Source organism: Halomonas sp. ND22Bw (assembly GCF_003011945.1).
Taxonomy (GTDB): Bacteria; Pseudomonadota; Gammaproteobacteria; order Pseudomonadales; family Halomonadaceae; genus Halomonas; species Halomonas halophila.
On sequence record NZ_PXWD01000009.1, the window covers coordinates 71,282 to 87,080 of the forward strand.

The following is a 15,799-nucleotide window of genomic DNA, read 5'->3' on the forward strand; positions in this document are numbered from 1 at the left end:
CATGAAGGTCCTGATCCTGGGAGGTACCACCGAGGCCAGCGCCCTGGCCCGCGCGCTCGCCGAGCGCGAGATCCCCGCGCTGTTCAGCTACGCCGGCCGCGTCGCCGCGCCGAAACCCCAGCCGCTGCCGACCCGAATCGGCGGTTTCGGCGGCGCGGACGGGCTGGCCGCCTTTCTCGCGGCGCAGCGCATCACCCATCTGGTCGATGCCACCCATCCCTTCGCCGAACAGATGAGCCACCATGCCGTCGCCGCGGCCGAGCAGACGGGCACCGCGCTGATCGCCCTGACCCGGCCGCCGTGGGCGCCGCAGGAAAGTGACCGCTGGCAGCGCGTCCCGAGCATCGAGGCGGCGGTGGCGGCGCTCGCCGGCCCGCCCGAACGGGTGCTGCTGGCGATCGGCCGCATGCATCTGGCGGCCTTCGCCGCCCGGCCCGAGCACCACTACGTGCTGCGGCTGGTCGACCTGCCCGAGGAGGCGCCGCCGCTGCCGCGCCATACCCTGACCGTCGATCGCGGCCCCTTCACCCGGGAGGGCGACCTGGCCCTGATGCGCGAGCACGGCGTCGAGCGCCTGGTGTGCAAGAACGCCGGCGGCGCAGGGGCCGCGGCCAAGCTCGAGGCCGCCCGCGCGCTGGGGATTCCGGTGCTGATGATCGACCGCCCGGCGCTGCCGCCCCGCCGCGAGGCCCATAGCCCCGATGCGGTGCTGGACTGGCTGGGTCATCGATCCACCACGGATGACGGCACCGACCGCGGCGTATAGACCCACTCGCCCGCCTCGTCGCTGGCGGCCGGCATGCGCCGCGTCAGGCTCGAGCCCACCATCACCAGGGTGCGCATGTCGGCCATCTCGGGGGCCGCCTCGCCGAGGGTGACGACCCGCAGGCGCTCCTCGGGCGTGGAGACCGCGCGGGCAAACATGATCGGACGCGCGTCGCCGCAGGCCTCGCGCAGCACCTCCAGGGCGCGGGCGAAGCCCTCCGGCCGCGAGCGGGAGCGGGGGTTGTAGAAGGCCATGGCGAAGTCCGCCTCGGCGGCCAGCCGCAGGCGCTTCTCGATCAGCGCCCAGGGTTTGAGGTTGTCGGAGAGGTTGATGCAGCAGAAGTCGTGGCCCAGCGGCGCGCCGAGGCGCGCGCTGGCGGCGAGCATCGCCGAGACCCCCGGCAGCACCTGGATGTCCAGCGCCCGCCAGGCCGGCTCGCCCGCCTCCAGCGCCTCGAACACCGCCGCGCCCATGGCGAACACGCCGGGGTCGCCCGAGGACACGACCGCCACCCGGCGGCCGGCGGCGGCCATCTCGAGGGCCTGCTCGGCGCGGCGGATCTCCTCGCGGTTGTCAGAGCCGTGGCGGGTCAGCCCCGGGCGCGGCGCGACCCGCTCGACGTAGGGCACGTAGCCCACCACGTCGGTGGCATCCATCAGTACGCTCGACGCTTCCGGGGTGATCAGCGCCTCACTCCCGGGACCCAGGCCAATGATCTTCAGCCATCCCTGATCGCTCATGGCCGCCTCCCGTTGCCGTGGATCACCAGGATCGAGAAATAGGGCACCTGCTCGCCGACCTCGGCCAGCGGCACCACCCGCTGCCGGCCCATGGAGGCGTACTCGATCAGCCAGGCGTCGTCTTCACGGCCGGCGCTTGTCAGCGCACGGCGCAGCTTGTCGAGGTGGCGGCCGATCTTCATCACCACCAGGGCGTCGGTGCGCGCGATGCGCTCGGCCAGCCGCTCCTCGGGCTGGGTCGCGGTCAGCACGGTCAGCACGTCGTCGCCCCAGGTGATGGGCCGGCCCGTGGCCGTCCAGGCGGCAGACATGCCGGTGATGCCGGGCACCACTTCCACGGCCACCCTGCCCTGCAAGCGGGTATAGAGGTGCATAAAGGAGCCGTAGAAGAAGGGGTCGCCCTCGCACAGCACCGCCACGTCGTGGCCCGCCCCGGCGATCTCGGCGAGCTGGGCCACCTGGCGCTCGTAGAAGGCCGACAGCCACGCGTTGTAGCGCGGATCGTCGAAGGGGATCTCGGTGGTGACCGGATACTCCATCGGCAGCTCCACGGCGCCGGGCGCCAGCATGCCCTCGACGATGGTGCGGGCGTGGCCGGTGCGGCCCTTCTTGCGGAAGTAGGCCACGTGGCTGGCGCCGCGGATCAGCCGGTCGGCGCGCACGCTCATCAGGTCCTGGCTGCCGGGGCCGAGGCCGACGCCGTGAATCGTGCCGGGGACAGCGCGGGAGAGAGACTCGGGCATCGTCATTCGCTGCGATCCGCCATGGCATTGATGGCGGCCACCGTCACCGCGCTGCCGCCGAGCCGGCCCTCGACAATGGCGCAGGGCGCCGCCCCGCTCTCCCACAGCGCCTGCTTGGACTCTGCCGCGCCGACGAAGCCCACCGGGCAGCCGACGATCGCCGCCGGACGCGGGCAGTCCGGATCCTCGAGCATGTTGAGCAGGTGGAACAGCGCGGTCGGGGCGTTGCCGATCGCCACCACCGCGCCCTCGAGCCGGGGCCGCCACAGCTCCAGCGCCGCCGCCGAGCGGGTGTTGCCCATCTCGCGCGCCAGCCCCGGCACCCGCTCGTCGTGCAGGGTGCAGATCACGGCGTTGTCCGCCGGCAGGCGCTTGCGGGTGATGCCCTCGGCGACCATGCGCGCGTCGCACAGGATCGGCGCGCCGGCCTCCAGCGCCGCCCGGGCCCGGGCCACCGCGTCGTCGCGGAAGTGGACGTGGGGCGCCAGCGCCACCAGGCCGGCGGCGTGAATCATGCGCACGGCGACGGGCTCCTCCTCGGGCGAGAAGCGTGAAAGCTCGGCCTCGCGCCGTATGATGGCGAAGGACTCCCGATAGATCGCCGGTCCGTCGGTTTCATAGACGTAAGGCATCACGTGTCTCCAAGTATTCGATGGCGTCGGATTCGCCGAGGCCGGTCGCGACCGGCGTGTCGTCGGCGCGTCCGCCCAGGATCAGGTCATAGCGGCCGTCGCGCCCCGTCAGGCAGACCTCGGCCGGGCCGCTGCGGGCGCAGCCCTTGGCGCAGCCGGAAATATGCAGCCGGCCCGCGGCTGATTCGCCCGGGCCCTCGCTGCGCCGCTCGGCCAGCGCCTGAGCCAGGCCTTGGGTCGCCACGCTGGCCTGGGCACAGAACGGCGCGCCGGGGCAGGCGTCCATGGCCAGGCGCGGATCGCAGGCGTCATGGATCAGCGCGGCGTCGCGCGTGCTCGCGTGCTCGCCTTCCAGCAGCAGGCGCCGCCAGGGCGTCACGCGCACGCCGGTGATGTCGTCGTGGAGGACAGCGCGCAGCGCCGAGGCCGGTGCCCGGCCGAAGGGCAGCCCCACCACCCGACCATGCGGATGTGTTCCCGGCGGCAGGATCGGCGTGTCGTCGGACGACTCGGCCCGCGCGGCCGTCGCCGCGGCCCAGCCCGGCAGCGGCGCCGTGAGGCGGCGCATCCGCCCGGCCGCGAGGCCGCCGCTGTCGACGAACCAGTGCGCCAGCCGCGTCAACAGCGCGACCGCGGCCTCGACGTCGGCGACCGGCGTGGCGAGATCGCGCCCGTCGGCCCGCACCATCAGGCCGCCCTCGACCGAGCGCTCCAGGCGCAGGTCGGCGGGCACGTCGCCCAGTACCGGCGCCGGGCCGGCGTCCAGCGCCAGCCCCCACTTGTCCGGCAGCGCCGGCCAGTCGGCCAGGCGACGCTCCAGCAGGCGCGCCGCCTCGTGCGTCGCGTCGCCCTCTCGCCACTCCGGAGCCAGCAGCAGCGCCGGGCGGCGCTCAGCCGCGGCGTCCTGGGCCGCCAGGCCGTGCTCGACCAGAAACGCCATCAGCTCGGGCCAGCCGGCCTCGCTCACGCCGCGCAGCTGCAGGTTGGCGCGACGGGTCAGCTCGATCAGGCCGCTGCCCCAGGTCTCGGCGGCCTCGCACAGCGACAGCATCCGCGCCCGGGTGAGCCGGCCCAGCGGCGGGCGCACGCGCACCAGCAGGCCGTCGCCGGTGGCCATGGGCCGCCAGGCGCCGGGGCACCAGCCGCGCACGCGGGGCGAGGCGCTCGAGCGCTTCTCCTTCACGCCCTGTTCTTTCAAGACATGCCCTCCCGTCGCTCGTCGAACTCGAGCAGCAGGTCCTGCAGGGCCTCGGCGCGCTCGCCGGCGTCTTCCCACAGGCCGCGCTGGACGGCCTCGAGCAGCCGCTCGGCCATCTCCTCCAGCGCCGCGGCGTTGTGCTCGCGCAGGAAGCGCTGGTTGGCGTCGTCGAACACCAGGACATCGCTCACCTGGGCGTACTGGTGGTCGGGCACCAGGTCGGTGGTGGCGTCATAGGCGAACAGGGTGTCCACGGTGGCGGCCATCTCGAAGGCGCCCTTGTAGCCGTGCTCGCGCATGGCCTCGATCCACTTGGGATTGAGCACCCGGGAGCGCACCACCCGCGTGATCTCCTCCTGCAGGGTGCGGATGCGCGGCCGCGCCGGGTTGGCATGGTCGGCGTGGTAGACGGCCGGCGCCTCGCCGCCCAGGGCCCGGCCGGCATTGGCCATGCCGCCCTGGAAGGCGTAATAGGTGCTGGAGTCGAGGATGTCGTGCTCGCGGTTGTCCTGGTTGTGCAGCACCGCCTGCAGCCCCTCGAGCCGATGCGTGAAGGCGCGGCGCGCGGCGGCGCCGGACTCGGGGAACTGGCCGTAGGCATAGGCGCCGGCCGCGACGTAGGCCTCGGCCAGCTCGTCGGCGTCGTCCCAGGCGCGAGTGTCGACCAGCCGATCCAGGCCGGTGCCGTACTCGCCGGGCCTGCTGCCGAACACCCGGAACCCCGCCTCCTGCTCGGCCACCTCGGGCGAGAGCCCGGCGGCCTCCAGCTCGCCGCGGCGCGCCTCGACCGCGGCGCGGATGGTGTTGCCGTCGCCCGGCTCGTGGTAGTCGGCCACCGCCCTCACCGCGGCGTCGAACAGCCGGATGACGTGGGGGAAGGCGTCGCGGAAGAAGCCGGAGACCCGCAGGGTGACGTCCACCCGCGGCCGGCCCAGCAGCATGCTGGGAATGACCTCCACGTCGACCACCCGCTGAGAGCCCAGCGACCAGATCGGCCGCACGCCCATCAGCGCCAGGGCCTGGGCGATGTCGTCGCCGCCGGTGCGCATGGTGGCGGTGCCCCAGATCGACAGCCCCAGCCGACGCGGGTAGTCGCCATGGTCCTGCAGGTAGCGCTCGACGAACGCCTGGGCCGAGGCCTCGCCCAGCGACCAGGCGGCGGGCGACGGCACGGCGCGGTTGTCGACGCTGAAGAAGTTGCGTCCGGTGGGCAGCACGTCGAGCCGGCCTCGGCTGGGCGCCCCGCTCGGCCCCGGCGGCACGGCGAGGCCGTCCAGCCCGTCGAGCAGCGCGCCGATCTCGCGCTCGGCACCGTGGCGCATGGCGGCCCAGAGGCCGTCGCGGGCGTGGCGGCATAGCGCCGCGGTGGCCGGCCAGTCTCGCGCCAGCGCCTCGAGATCGCCGTCTTCCAGCACATGCCCTTCGACCAGCCGCTCGGCCAGCGTCTCGAGGCGCTCGCGGGTGTCGGCGGCGCTGCGCCAGGGTGCGTCATCCAGCTCGGCCAGCTCGCTCAAGGCCGCCGGCCGCGGCCCTTGCCAGGGCTCGGCGCCGGCCGTCAGCGGATCGAAGCATTTGTCTTGACCATCCGCCTCGCGCAGTCCCAGGTCGTCGGCCAGGGCGTGCAGCAGGCCCTGGCGCTCGGGGCCCTCGCCTCGCGGCAGCCGCAGGATGGCGACCAGGGTCGCGGCCCGCTTGTCCGCCGGCGGCAGGGTGCCGAGCACGTGCAGGCCGTGGCGGATCTGGGCCTCCTTGATATCGCACAGGAAGGTGTCGAGCTCGTTGAGCAGGCGCTCGTCGTCGCCCTGGCAGGCATCCTCTCCCTCGCCCGCCGACGGATTCAGCTCGGCGTCGATGCCGGTGCGCTTCAGGTGCTCGAGGATGCGCTCGCGCAGCAGCGCCTCGCGGCGCGGGTCCATGCCCAGCGCCTGGTAGTACTCGTCGGTCAGCGACTCGAGCTCGGCCAGCTCGCCGTAGAGCTCGGCCCGGGCCAGCGGCGGCATCAGGTGGTCGATGATCACCGCCTGGCTGCGACGCTTGGCCTGGGCACCCTCGCCCGGGTCGTTGACGATGAAGGGATAGAAATGCGGCAGCGGCCCCAGGGCCACGTCCGGCCAGCACTCGGCGGAGAGCGCCGTGCTCTTGCCGGGCAGCCACTCCAGGTTGCCGTGCTTGCCGACGTGGATCACCGCATCCACCCGGTAGTGCTCGCGCAGCCACAGGTAGAAGGCCAGGTAGCTGTGGGGCGGCACCAGCTCGGTGTCGTGATAGCTCCTGACCGGATCGGCATCCGGACCGGCATCGATGTCACGCGCCGGCTGGATGCCGACGAAGGTCTCGCCGAGGCGGATGCCGGCGATCAGCAGCCGGCCCTGGCGATGCTTGGGGTCGTCCTCGGGGGCGCCCCAGCGCCGCCAGACCGCCTGCTGCAAGGAGGCCGGCAGGGTGCGGAACCAGGCCAGGTAGTCGTCGACGCCGAGGCTCTGCCAGCTGCCGCGCCAGGCAAGCGACTGCGGATCGTTGGTCACGCTGGCCTGGAGGCGCCGGACCAGCTCATTGCCGTCCTCGGGCAGGTCCGCCAGCGGATAGCCGGCCTCCTTCAGTGCGCGCAGCAGGTTGACCGTCGAGGCCGGGGTGTCGAGGCCGACGCCGTTGCCGATGCGCCCGTCCCGGGTCGGATAGTTGGCCAGCACCAGCGCCAGGCGCTTGTCGGCGTTGGCGGTGTGGCGCAGCCGCGCGTAGCGCCGGGCCAGTTCGGCGACGAAGGCGGCGCGTTCGGGGTGCAGCTCATGGCGGGTCACCGACAGCTGGCAGCGCTCGCTGTAGTGGGCCTCGGCCTTGAAGCCCACCGCCCGGGTGATGACGCGCCCGTCCATCTCCGGCAGCACCACCTGCATGGCCACGTCGCGGCTGTGCAGGCCGGCGGCCTTGTCGCGCCAGTCGTCCTCGGGGCTGCTGGCCAGTATCGCCTGCAGCACCACCGGCCGGCCGGCGAACAGGCCCGCCGCGTCCTCGCCGTCTTCGCCGAACGCGCCGGCGGCGAGCATGCCCTCATCGGGCTCGCGGTTGACCGAGAAACCGGTGGTGTTGACCACCAGGCCGGCGCCGGTGCGCTCGATCAGGTGATCGACGAAGGCGACGCAGGCGTCTTCCTTCAGCGAGGCCACCGCCACCGCCAGCGGCGCCAGGCCCTCGGCCTCGAGCGCCACGATCAGGCCGTCTAGCACCGCGGTGTTCGCCCCCTGCAGGTGGCTGCGATAGAACAGTAGCAGGCAGACAGGGCGCGCGGGATCGCGCTGCGCCTCCCAGTCCGCCAGCGACGCCTCCTGCCCGACCCGCGGCGCGGATTCGGGCGCCTGAGAGAGATAGACTAAAGCCGGGGGAATCGCCCGCGGCTCGCGCCAGTCGAGCGGCGCCGCCGTGCCCCGATCCAGGGCCAGACATTCCGCGGCGACGAAGCGCAGCAGCTGCTCGGCGTTGTCGGTGCCGCCCTCGCGCAGGTAGCGCCACACCCGACGGGCCGATTCGACCGGCACGCTGGAGGCCTCCAGCAGGGCATCGTCGGGAGCGTCGCAGCCCGGCACCAGGATCAGCTGCCGCGTCGGGTCCGCCGCCGCCCAGGCCCGCAGGCGATCGAAGCCGTACTGCCAATAGGCGCTGCCGCCGAGCAGCGAGACGATCACCAGCCGCGCGTGCTCCAGCACCCGATCCTCGTAGAGGTCATAGGCGGCGGGCTTGACCAGGTTCATCCAGTTGGCGAGGCGCACCGAGGGATAGGCGTCGCCCAGCCGCTCGACCGCCTGGGCCAGCGCCGACAGGCTGCTGTCGGCGGCCGACAGGATCACGACCTCGGCGGGCGTCTGCTGCAGGTCGACGATGCCCTCGTCGTCGACGAAGCCTCCGGGCTTGGCGGCGAACAGGTGCATCAGGCGGGCGTCGCGCTCTCGGCACCGGCCAGCGCCGCCTCCAGCACCTCGCGATCCAGGTGCCGGCCGATGATGACCAGCTCGGTGTGGCGCGGCTCGTCCCGGGCCCACAGCCGATCGTAGTAGCCGTCCAGCCGCTCGCCCACGGCCTGGATGACCCGGCGCATGGGCTTGCCGGGAATCGCCGCGAAGCCCTTGGCGCGATAGATCTCGTGTTCTTTCAGCAGCGCGGCCAGGCGCGCCTCCAGCGCCTCGGCGTCGACCTCGCCCAGGCGGATCACCAGGCCGTCGAAGTGATCGTGGGCGTGGTCGTGGTGAGCGCCCTCGGCGTGATGGCGGTCGTGGTGGTTGTCGATGCGGTCGATGCCCTCCTCGCTCGCCGCGCCGATGCCCATCAGCGCCTCCAGACGGGCCGGATCGTCGGTCAGGCTCGGATCGATAAACAGCGTCTTCACGGACCCGGGGACCTTGTCGGCCACCAGCGCCTCGACCCGCGCCCGCTCGTCCTCGGCGAGCAGGTCGCTCTTGCTGACCAGCACCAGGTCGGCGGCGCTCAGCTGGTCGTCCAGCAGCTCGCGCAGGCTGGGATCGTGATCCAGGCTGTCGTCGGCGCGGCGCTGGGCCTCGACCTGCTCGACGTCGCTGGCATAGCGGCCGGCGGCCACCGCCGGGCCGTCGACCACGGTGATGATGGCGTCGACGGTGCAGTGCTGGCGCACCTCCGGCCAGTTGAAGGCCTGCACCAGCGGCTTGGGCAACGCCAGGCCGCTGGTCTCGATCAGGATGTGGTCGATGTCGTCGCGGCGGGCCACCAGCTTCTTCATCACCGGCAGGAACTCTTCCTCCACAGTGCAGCAGATGCAGCCGTTGGCCAGCTCGAAGATGCTGCCGTCCTCGTCGAGCGCCTGGGCGCCGTCCTCATCACAGCCGATGGCGCAGCCGCGCAGCAGGCTGGAGTCGATGTCCTGCTCGCCGAACTCGTTGACGATCACGGCGATGCGCTTGCCGGTGATGCGGCGCAGGATGCCGGCCAGCAGCGTGGTCTTGCCGCTGCCGAGGAAGCCGGTCACCACCGTGGCGGGAATCTTGTCGAGTTTCATGCGTGGCATTCCTTTGTCAGATCGCTCGGCGGAGCGTCGGAAGAAAAAGACGAATCGTCAGCGACCGCGGCCGCGCCAAACAGGCGGGCCACGGCGGCGGGGTTGTCGGGGAAGAACAGGTGCAGGTAGGACGCGGTCAGGCCTCGCGCGCGGTAGATCGCCTCGCCCGGCGCGGGATGGCGCTGGCGGCGACCGTGGGCGATGGGCTCGGGCGTGCCGCTGGCCTGGGAGCGGTGATGGGCGTGGCCGCGCACCGGCCCTTCGGGCAGCTCGGCGGTCTGCATGCCCTGGCAGCCGCGGCGCCCGCGCATGGCGCCGGCGCCGGGCAGCAGGCCCAGCATGGCGTGGGTCTCGCCGTCCTGATCGGTCAGGGTCTCCAGGCAGTAGAGCAGCCCGCCGCACTCGGCGAGGATCGGCAGATCGTCCTCGAAGGCCCGCCGGAGGTCGTCGCGCAGCGCGGCGTTGGCGGCGAGGCCTTCGGCGTGCAGCTCCGGGTAGCCGCCCGGCAGCCACAGGGCGTCGCAGGCCGGCAGGCTCGTATCGGCCAGCGGCGAGAAGAAATGCAGCGTCGCGCCCATGCGCTCGAGCAGGTCCAGGTTGGCCTGGTAGACGAAGCTGAAGGCGGCGTCGCGCGCCACGGCGATGGTGCGGCCGGCGAGCCAGGCCGGCGGCGCGGAGGCCTCGGTGGGCGCGGGCGTGAAGGCCACCGGCGGCAGCGCCAGCAGGGCCTCGGCCAGGCCCTCGGCGGCGAGCGCCTCGGCGCCGGCGTCGAAGCGCGCCTCCAGATCGTCGCGGATCTCCTCGGCCTGGACCAGCCCCAGGTGGCGCTCGGGCAGCGCCAGGTCCGGGTCGCGGGGCACCGCCGCCAGCAGCGGCACGCTCGCCGGCAGCGCGCCCTCGATCAGCTCGCGATGGCGCGCCGAGCCACAGGCATTGGCGATCAGCCCGGCGATGCGCACGTCGTCGCGGAAGCCGGCCATGCCGGCCACCAGCGCCGCCGCGGTCTGGGCCATGCCCTTGACGTCCATCACGATCACCATCGGCAGGCCGAACAGCGCGGCCAGATCGGCGCTGGAGGGCTCGCCGTCGAACAGGCCCATGGCGCCCTCGACCAGGATCAGGTCGGCCTCCCGGGCGGCCTCGAACAGCCGCTGGCGGCAGTAGGCCTCGCCGGCCATCCACAGGTCGAGCTGGTCCACCGGCTGGCCGGAGGCCTGGGCCAGCACCCGCGGGTCCAGGTAGTCCGGGCCGGTCTTGAACACCCGCACCACCCTGCCCTGGCGGCGCAGCATCCGCGCCAGCGCCGAGGTCACGGTGGTCTTGCCCTGGCCCGAGGCCGGCGCGGCGACGAACACCGCCGGGCAGCTGACGGCGTCGTCGTGCTCGTGCATCGCGTTCGCTTCCTTGACGTTCATGTCGATGCCCATCCCCCGGCCTCCCGGCCGGCCAGCGGCCGGTAATCGGCGCCCAGCGCCCGGGCGATGTCGCGGCCGCGGCCGCGCTTCACGGCGGCGGATTCGGTGTCGACGACCACGCAGTCGCCGAGCGGCGGCAGGCCGCTCAGCGGCTGGCGAGTGCGGCCGTCGGTGATCAGGTAGGTGCGCACCTGCAGGCCGGCGTCCTGGCGGCGCCAGCGGCGCACCAGCCGGGCGGCGTGGCGCACGGCCTCGCGCAGCGGCGTGCCGCCACCGCCGGGCACGGCGTCGAGCCGTTCGAGCAGGTCCCTGGGCGCGCGGCGCCGGGGCTGGAGGGTCTCGATGCCGTCGTTGCCGAAGCCCAGCACCGCGATCTGCTCGCGGGCGGCGTAGGCCCGGCGCGCCAGGGCATCGACCGCGCCCTTGGCCCGGCCCAGCAGGCGCCGACCGAGGGTCGAGGCGGAGGTGTCCAGCAGCACCAGGTGCAGCATCGGCTGGCCGCTGCGCGGGCGGCGATAGCACAGGCGACGCCAGGGCCGACGGCCACGATGCTCGACCAGGGTCGCGAACCAGTCCGGGCGCGGCGCGGGAGCGGTGGGCTCACTCTGGCGACGATCCCGGCGGCGGCCGACCTGGCGGCCGGGGCGCCGGCTCGATGAGACCGAAGCCGAGGCCCCAGCGGCCTTGGGCGCGGACGTCGTCTCGGGCAGCGACGGCATCGGCGTGCTGACGCTCGACTGCGCCACCGGCGGCATGGCGCCCCACTGGCCCTGAGGTTGCGAATCGGCCCCGGGGGCCTGGGCGCCGTCGGGGGCCGGCTTGCGTGAATCGTCGCCGCTCGCCCTGCCGCGGCCCGTGTCAGGCTCGCCAGCCCCGTTCCCGCCGGCGCCGGAGTCGGAGCCGCTGCCGTTGTCGTCGGGGGCAGCGGTGCGGCGATGGGCCAGCACCCAGGGCTCGACGACGTCCAGGTCCTCACGCTCGACGCGCGCCGCACCGCGCCAGGCCGCATGGGCCCGGGCGGCGCGGTGCCAGGTGACGTCGGCGCGCACCCCCTCGACCCCGGCGGCCTCACTGCGCTCGGCGATGCGCTCGTAGATGTCATCGTCGGCGACGATGTCGGGAAGGCGCTCGCGGGCCTCGGCCAGGCGCCGGGTCAGCGCCGCCTGCTCGGCCTCGTGGGCGTCGACGAAGGCGCGCGGGTCGCGGTCGAAGGCCTCGCGCTGGCGCATGATCGCCACGCGCTCGGCCACGCCGGGGCTCGCCGCCTGCTCGACGCACAGGCCGAAGCGGTCGAGCAGCTGCGGGCGCAGCTCGCCCTCGTCGGGATTCATGGTGCCGATCAGGCTGAAGCGCGCGGCGTGGGCGTGGCTCAGGCCGTCGCGTTCGACGCGGTTGACGCCGCTGGCGGCCACGTCGAGCAGCAGGTCGACCAGCGCATCCGGCAGCAGGTTGACCTCGTCGACGTACAGCAGGCCGCCGTGGGCGCGGGCCAGCAGGCCCTCCTGGAAGCGCGCCTCGCCGTCGGCGAGCACCCGCTGCAGATCCAGGCTGCCGGTCAGGCGCTCCTCGCTGGCGCCCAGCGGCAGGGTCACCAGCGACGGTCGCCGGCCCTCGGCGTCACGCGGCAGAATCTCCGCCAGCGCCCGGGCCAGGGTCGACTTGGCACTGCCCTTGGGACCGCTGATCAGCACGCCGCCGAGGCGCGGATCGACGACGCTGAGCAGCAGCGCGGTCTTGAGCGCCGGCTGGCCGACGACGGCGACGAAGGGGAATTCAGGAACGGCGCTCATGGCGTCACGGCCGGGAAACGGCAGACGGACGCGGGTCGCGCATCGCGGCGGAGGCTCCGCCGGGAGGGAGAATCGAAAGACACGGGCATGGTGATCCTCTCGGTGCCCACCGCACCGGCATGGAATGACTCGACGTGACAGGCCGGTCTCCGGGCTCGGAAGGGGCACTCGCCGGGGCATGGCCGTGGGCGTCGTGCCGTGATCCGCACCTTCCCGGCATGTCGCCAGTGGTCGTCGCGGATCGCGCTTCATTACCGTTGCGGGGGCAGCGCTGGGATCGGCCGTGGCCTTACCAGACTTCCCGATTATCCCCTGAACCTCAGGGGCACCTGTCTCGGAAGGGTATCGTAATGGACCGGCCATCCCCCGCGCAATCGACCGTGCCATAGTCCGTCGCCGCCGCGCGAGCCCCTTGCCAGCCTGCTTTGTTACGTTATAACATAACACCACTTTTCGAAGGAAAGCCTCGCGCGAAGGCAGCCGGTCTCTCATCGAAGTCGGCCACGACATGGACGTCGAAGAGAGTGGAAAACGCCTCGAAACTCGTGGCAATCTCCCGTCGCCGGTCGGCCACTTCCCATCTCCCACCTGGACACCGACGCATGACTCTCGCTCGTAGACTACTGGCAGTGCTCTCACTCATTACGGCGTCATCCGCCGTGGCGGAGACGACACATTATCCGCTGACGATGATGAATTGCGGCCGCGACATTCACGTCGATGCTGCGCCGGATCGCACCGTCACCGTCGGTCAGTCGGCGACCGAAATTCTCTACGCCCTGGGGCTCGCCGATCGCGTCGTCGGCACATCGGTCTGGTTCACGCCAGTGCTGCCGGAATTCCGCGAAGCCAACGCCGATATCGAGCGCATCGCCGACAATGACCCGAGCTTCGAGGCGGTCGTGAACAGGCGGCCGGACATTGTCACGGCCCAGTACGAGTGGCACATCGGCCCCACCGGCAGCGTGGCGACCCGCGACCAGTTCCAGGATCTCGGCATCGACACCTACATCATGCCTGCCGACTGCGATACCAAGGACAATGCCACCGGCGGCGACGGCACTCGTACCGCTGCTTTCTCCACCGATTCGGTGTACAAGGGCATCCAGGAACTGGCCACCATTTTCGACGCCAATGATGCCGGGGACGAGCTGATCGATGAGCTGAAAGAGCGCGAGGAAAATGCCATTTCCCGCGCCGAATCACTGTCGCTTCCTGACGATCTTTCGGCGGTATTCTGGTTTTCCTCTCCCGACGGATCATCGGACCCCTACGTCGCCGGAAGACTCGGCGCTCCCGGCTACATGATGGACAAGCTCGGCATCCAGAACGTGATTCGATCCGACGAGGAATGGCCGACCGTGGGCTGGGAAACGATCGCCCGCGCCGATCCGGACCTCATCGTGATCGCGACCATGGATCGCCGCCGCTATGCAGCGGACAGCGTCGAGACCAAGCGCGACTTCCTGCACCACGATCCCGTGGCCAGCCAGATGTCGGCGGTGAAAAACGACCACATCATCGAGATGGATGCCCACGCCATGAGTGCGACGATGCGCACGATCCACGGCCTCGAGACGCTGGTGGATGCCCTGTCCGGGATGTCCTTCTCACGATGAGCGACGCCGTTCGACTATCGCGCCCGCCCATGGCCAGGGTAAGCGTCTCGCACTCCGCCTGGCACTGGGGCTGGCTGGCACCGCTGCTGCTGTTCGCCGCGGTGATGGCGGGCACCGCCATCGGCGAAACCGCGATTCCGCTCGACACCATCCTCAAGGTGCTGGCCAACCATCTCGGTGGCGCGGCCTTCGCGGTGGATCGCATCGATGCCGGCATCGTGTGGGAATACCGTCTGAGTCGGGCGGTCCTCGCCGCCTGCTGCGGCGCCGGCCTGGCGCTCGCCGGCGTGGTGCTGCAAGCGCTGCTGCGCAATCCGCTCGCCGACCCCTTCCTGATGGGCATCTCCGCCGGCGCCTCCACCGGCGCGGTGTCGGTGGCCATCCTCGGTGTCGGCGCCGGCACCCTGACGCTGCCGCTCGGCGCCTTCGCCGGCGCCGGCCTGGCCTTCGGTCTGGTGGTGCTGCTGGCCCATGCCGCCGGCAGCGGCACCGGCGGCGGCCGCGCGACCCAGGCCGCCGGCGCCATCATCCTCGCCGGCATCGCCGGCTCGCAGCTGTTCAACGCCCTCACCGCGCTGATCATCGCCAAGTCGGCGAGCGCCGAGCAGGCCCGCGGCATCATGTTCTGGCTGATGGGCAACCTCTCCGGCGTGCGCTGGGGCGACGTCGCCCTGGGGCTGCCCGCCGCCCTGGCCGGCCTGGCGATCTGCCTGTGGTACCGGCGCGCCCTGGACGCCTTCACCTTCGGCGCCGACAGCGCCGCCTCGCTGGGCATCCCCGTGCGCCGGGTGCGCGGCGTGCTGATCGCCGCCATGGCGCTGGTCACCGCCGCCATGGTGTCCATGGTCGGCGCCATCGGCTTCGTCGGGCTGGTGATTCCCCATGCCATGCGCTTCCTGGTCGGCAGCCGCCACACCCGGCTGGTGCCCGCCTCGGCGCTGGCCGGGGCGGTCTTCCTGATCGGCGCCGACGTGCTGTCGCGCACCCTGGTGGCCGGCCAGGTGCTGCCGATCGGCGTGGTCACGGCGCTGATCGGCGCCCCGGCCTTCGCCCTGATCCTGATCCGCGGGGCGAGGACGCGATGAGACTCTGCGCCGAACGCGTCGACTGGCGGGTCCACGGACGCCGGCTGCTGGACGACGTCAACCTGACGGTGGAACCGGGCGAGACCTTCGGCCTGGTCGGCCCCAACGGCTCGGGCAAGACCACCCTGCTGCGCGTGCTGGCCGGTCTGCGGCGGCCGAAGACCGGCCGCGCGCTGGCCGACGGCCGGCCGATGCACGCCATGAAGCCTCACGAGATCGCCCGCGCCATCGCCTTCGTCGAGCAACAGGCGGACACCCTCGACCGCCTCCAGGTGCGCGAGGCCGTGGCGCTGGGCCGCACCCCCTTCCTGTCGCCGCTGAGTCCCTGGCGCGAAGAGGACGACGCCATCGTCGACCGGGCGCTGGCCGAGGTCGGCCTCGAGGCGATGGACGAGCGCCTGTGGCATACCCTCTCCGGCGGCGAGCGCCAGCGCGTGCACATCGCCCGCGCCCTGGCCCAGCGGCCCCGCGCCCTGCTGCTCGACGAGCCGACCAACCACCTGGACATCCGCCACCAGCTGTCGATCCTGCGCCTGGTGCGGCGGCTGCCGATCACCGTGGTCGTCGCCCTGCACGACCTCGACCAGGCCATGGACTGCGACCGCATCGGGGTGATGGACGGCGGTCGCCTGGTCGACATCGGCCCGCCCCGGGAGGTGCTGACCCTCGAGCGGCTGCGCCACACCTTCGGCGTGCACGCCGATTTCCTCGACGATCCCGAACAGGATCGACCGGTGCTGCGCTTCCGCCGCGCCCTGTAGATCGCTACGCTGCCCCACCACACGACA

12 protein-coding genes and 1 riboswitch are annotated in these 15,799 nt (G+C 72.5%); of the genes, 4 read left to right on the plus strand and 8 right to left on the minus strand.

Features of this window, described 5'->3' with window-relative positions; translation table 11 throughout:
• Position 1 precedes the first annotated feature (1 nt).
• Positions 2–766, plus strand: a complete 765-nt coding sequence (locus CVH10_RS12475) for a cobalt-precorrin-6A reductase (protein ID WP_106488857.1) — start codon at positions 2–4, stop codon at positions 764–766.
• On the opposite strand, the gene cobJ is transcribed toward CVH10_RS12475, so the two are convergent.
• The 8 genes from cobJ to CVH10_RS12515 are packed head-to-tail and all read right to left on the minus strand — an operon-like array spanning position 724 to position 12,307.
• On the minus strand, positions 724–1,506 hold the full coding sequence (gene cobJ, locus CVH10_RS12480) for a precorrin-3B C(17)-methyltransferase (RefSeq protein ID WP_035599158.1): 783 nt from the start codon (positions 1,504–1,506) through the stop codon (positions 724–726). The genes CVH10_RS12475 and cobJ overlap by 43 nt on opposite strands.
• Positions 1,503–2,255 (minus strand): precorrin-2 C(20)-methyltransferase, encoded by a 753-nt coding sequence (locus tag CVH10_RS12485; protein WP_181244407.1) that lies wholly within the window; start codon positions 2,253–2,255, stop codon positions 1,503–1,505. Before CVH10_RS12485 ends, cobJ begins: the two co-directional genes overlap by 4 nt.
• Positions 2,252–2,881 (minus strand): precorrin-8X methylmutase, encoded by a 630-nt coding sequence (locus CVH10_RS12490; RefSeq protein WP_035599166.1) that lies wholly within the window; start codon positions 2,879–2,881, stop codon positions 2,252–2,254. The genes CVH10_RS12485 and CVH10_RS12490 overlap by 4 nt, the downstream gene beginning before the upstream one ends.
• Positions 2,865–4,079, minus strand: a complete 1,215-nt coding sequence (locus tag CVH10_RS12495) for a cobalamin biosynthesis protein CobG (protein WP_369335795.1) — start codon at positions 4,077–4,079, stop codon at positions 2,865–2,867. The genes CVH10_RS12490 and CVH10_RS12495 overlap by 17 nt, the downstream gene beginning before the upstream one ends.
• On the minus strand, positions 4,076–8,002 hold the full coding sequence (cobN, locus tag CVH10_RS12500) for a cobaltochelatase subunit CobN (protein WP_106488858.1): 3,927 nt from the start codon (positions 8,000–8,002) through the stop codon (positions 4,076–4,078). The genes CVH10_RS12495 and cobN overlap by 4 nt, the downstream gene beginning before the upstream one ends.
• A complete protein-coding gene (gene cobW, locus CVH10_RS12505) occupies positions 8,002–9,102 on the minus strand; it encodes a cobalamin biosynthesis protein CobW (protein ID WP_035599174.1) in 1,101 nt (366 codons plus the stop codon). Before cobW ends, cobN begins: the two co-directional genes overlap by 1 nt.
• Positions 9,099–10,517 (minus strand): cobyrinate a,c-diamide synthase, encoded by a 1,419-nt coding sequence (locus CVH10_RS12510; RefSeq protein WP_106488891.1) that lies wholly within the window; start codon positions 10,515–10,517, stop codon positions 9,099–9,101. The genes cobW and CVH10_RS12510 overlap by 4 nt, the downstream gene beginning before the upstream one ends.
• On the minus strand, positions 10,514–12,307 hold the full coding sequence (locus CVH10_RS12515; protein ID WP_106488859.1) for an AAA family ATPase: 1,794 nt from the start codon (positions 12,305–12,307) through the stop codon (positions 10,514–10,516). Before CVH10_RS12515 ends, CVH10_RS12510 begins: the two co-directional genes overlap by 4 nt.
• Before the next feature lie 122 nt (positions 12,308–12,429).
• Positions 12,430–12,655: riboswitch (cobalamin riboswitch) on the minus strand.
• Positions 12,656–12,909: 254 nt separating this feature from the next.
• Here CVH10_RS12515 and CVH10_RS12520 point away from each other — a divergent pair.
• From CVH10_RS12520 to CVH10_RS12530, 3 genes are read left to right on the plus strand one after another with little or no spacing between them, the layout of a single operon-like run.
• Positions 12,910–13,926, plus strand: coding sequence for an ABC transporter substrate-binding protein (locus CVH10_RS12520; protein ID WP_106488860.1), 1,017 nt, complete (start codon positions 12,910–12,912; stop codon positions 13,924–13,926).
• Between the two features lie 29 nt (positions 13,927–13,955).
• Positions 13,956–15,011, plus strand: coding sequence for an iron ABC transporter permease (locus CVH10_RS12525; RefSeq protein WP_106488861.1), 1,056 nt, complete (start codon positions 13,956–13,958; stop codon positions 15,009–15,011).
• Positions 15,008–15,772 (plus strand): ABC transporter ATP-binding protein, encoded by a 765-nt coding sequence (locus CVH10_RS12530; protein WP_106488862.1) that lies wholly within the window; start codon positions 15,008–15,010, stop codon positions 15,770–15,772. Before CVH10_RS12525 ends, CVH10_RS12530 begins: the two co-directional genes overlap by 4 nt.
• Positions 15,773–15,799 lie beyond the last annotated feature (27 nt).

Coding starts and splice junctions, on each gene's coding strand:
- CVH10_RS12475 (WP_106488857.1), top strand. CDS start 2: ATGAAGGTCCTGATCCTGGGAGGTACCACCGAGGCCAGCGCCCTGGCC.
- cobJ (WP_035599158.1), bottom strand. CDS start 1,506: ATGAGCGATCAGGGATGGCTGAAGATCATTGGCCTGGGTCCCGGGAGT.
- CVH10_RS12485 (WP_181244407.1), bottom strand. CDS start 2,255: ATGACGATGCCCGAGTCTCTCTCCCGCGCTGTCCCCGGCACGATTCAC.
- CVH10_RS12490 (WP_035599166.1), bottom strand. CDS start 2,881: ATGCCTTACGTCTATGAAACCGACGGACCGGCGATCTATCGGGAGTCC.
- cobN (WP_106488858.1), bottom strand. CDS start 8,002: ATGCACCTGTTCGCCGCCAAGCCCGGAGGCTTCGTCGACGACGAGGGC.
- cobW (WP_035599174.1), bottom strand. CDS start 9,102: ATGAAACTCGACAAGATTCCCGCCACGGTGGTGACCGGCTTCCTCGGC.
- CVH10_RS12510 (WP_106488891.1), bottom strand. CDS start 10,517: ATGAACGTCAAGGAAGCGAACGCGATGCACGAGCACGACGACGCCGTC.
- CVH10_RS12515 (WP_106488859.1), bottom strand. CDS start 12,307: ATGAGCGCCGTTCCTGAATTCCCCTTCGTCGCCGTCGTCGGCCAGCCG.
- CVH10_RS12520 (WP_106488860.1), top strand. CDS start 12,910: ATGACTCTCGCTCGTAGACTACTGGCAGTGCTCTCACTCATTACGGCG.
- CVH10_RS12525 (WP_106488861.1), top strand. CDS start 13,956: ATGGCCAGGGTAAGCGTCTCGCACTCCGCCTGGCACTGGGGCTGGCTG.
- CVH10_RS12530 (WP_106488862.1), top strand. CDS start 15,008: ATGAGACTCTGCGCCGAACGCGTCGACTGGCGGGTCCACGGACGCCGG.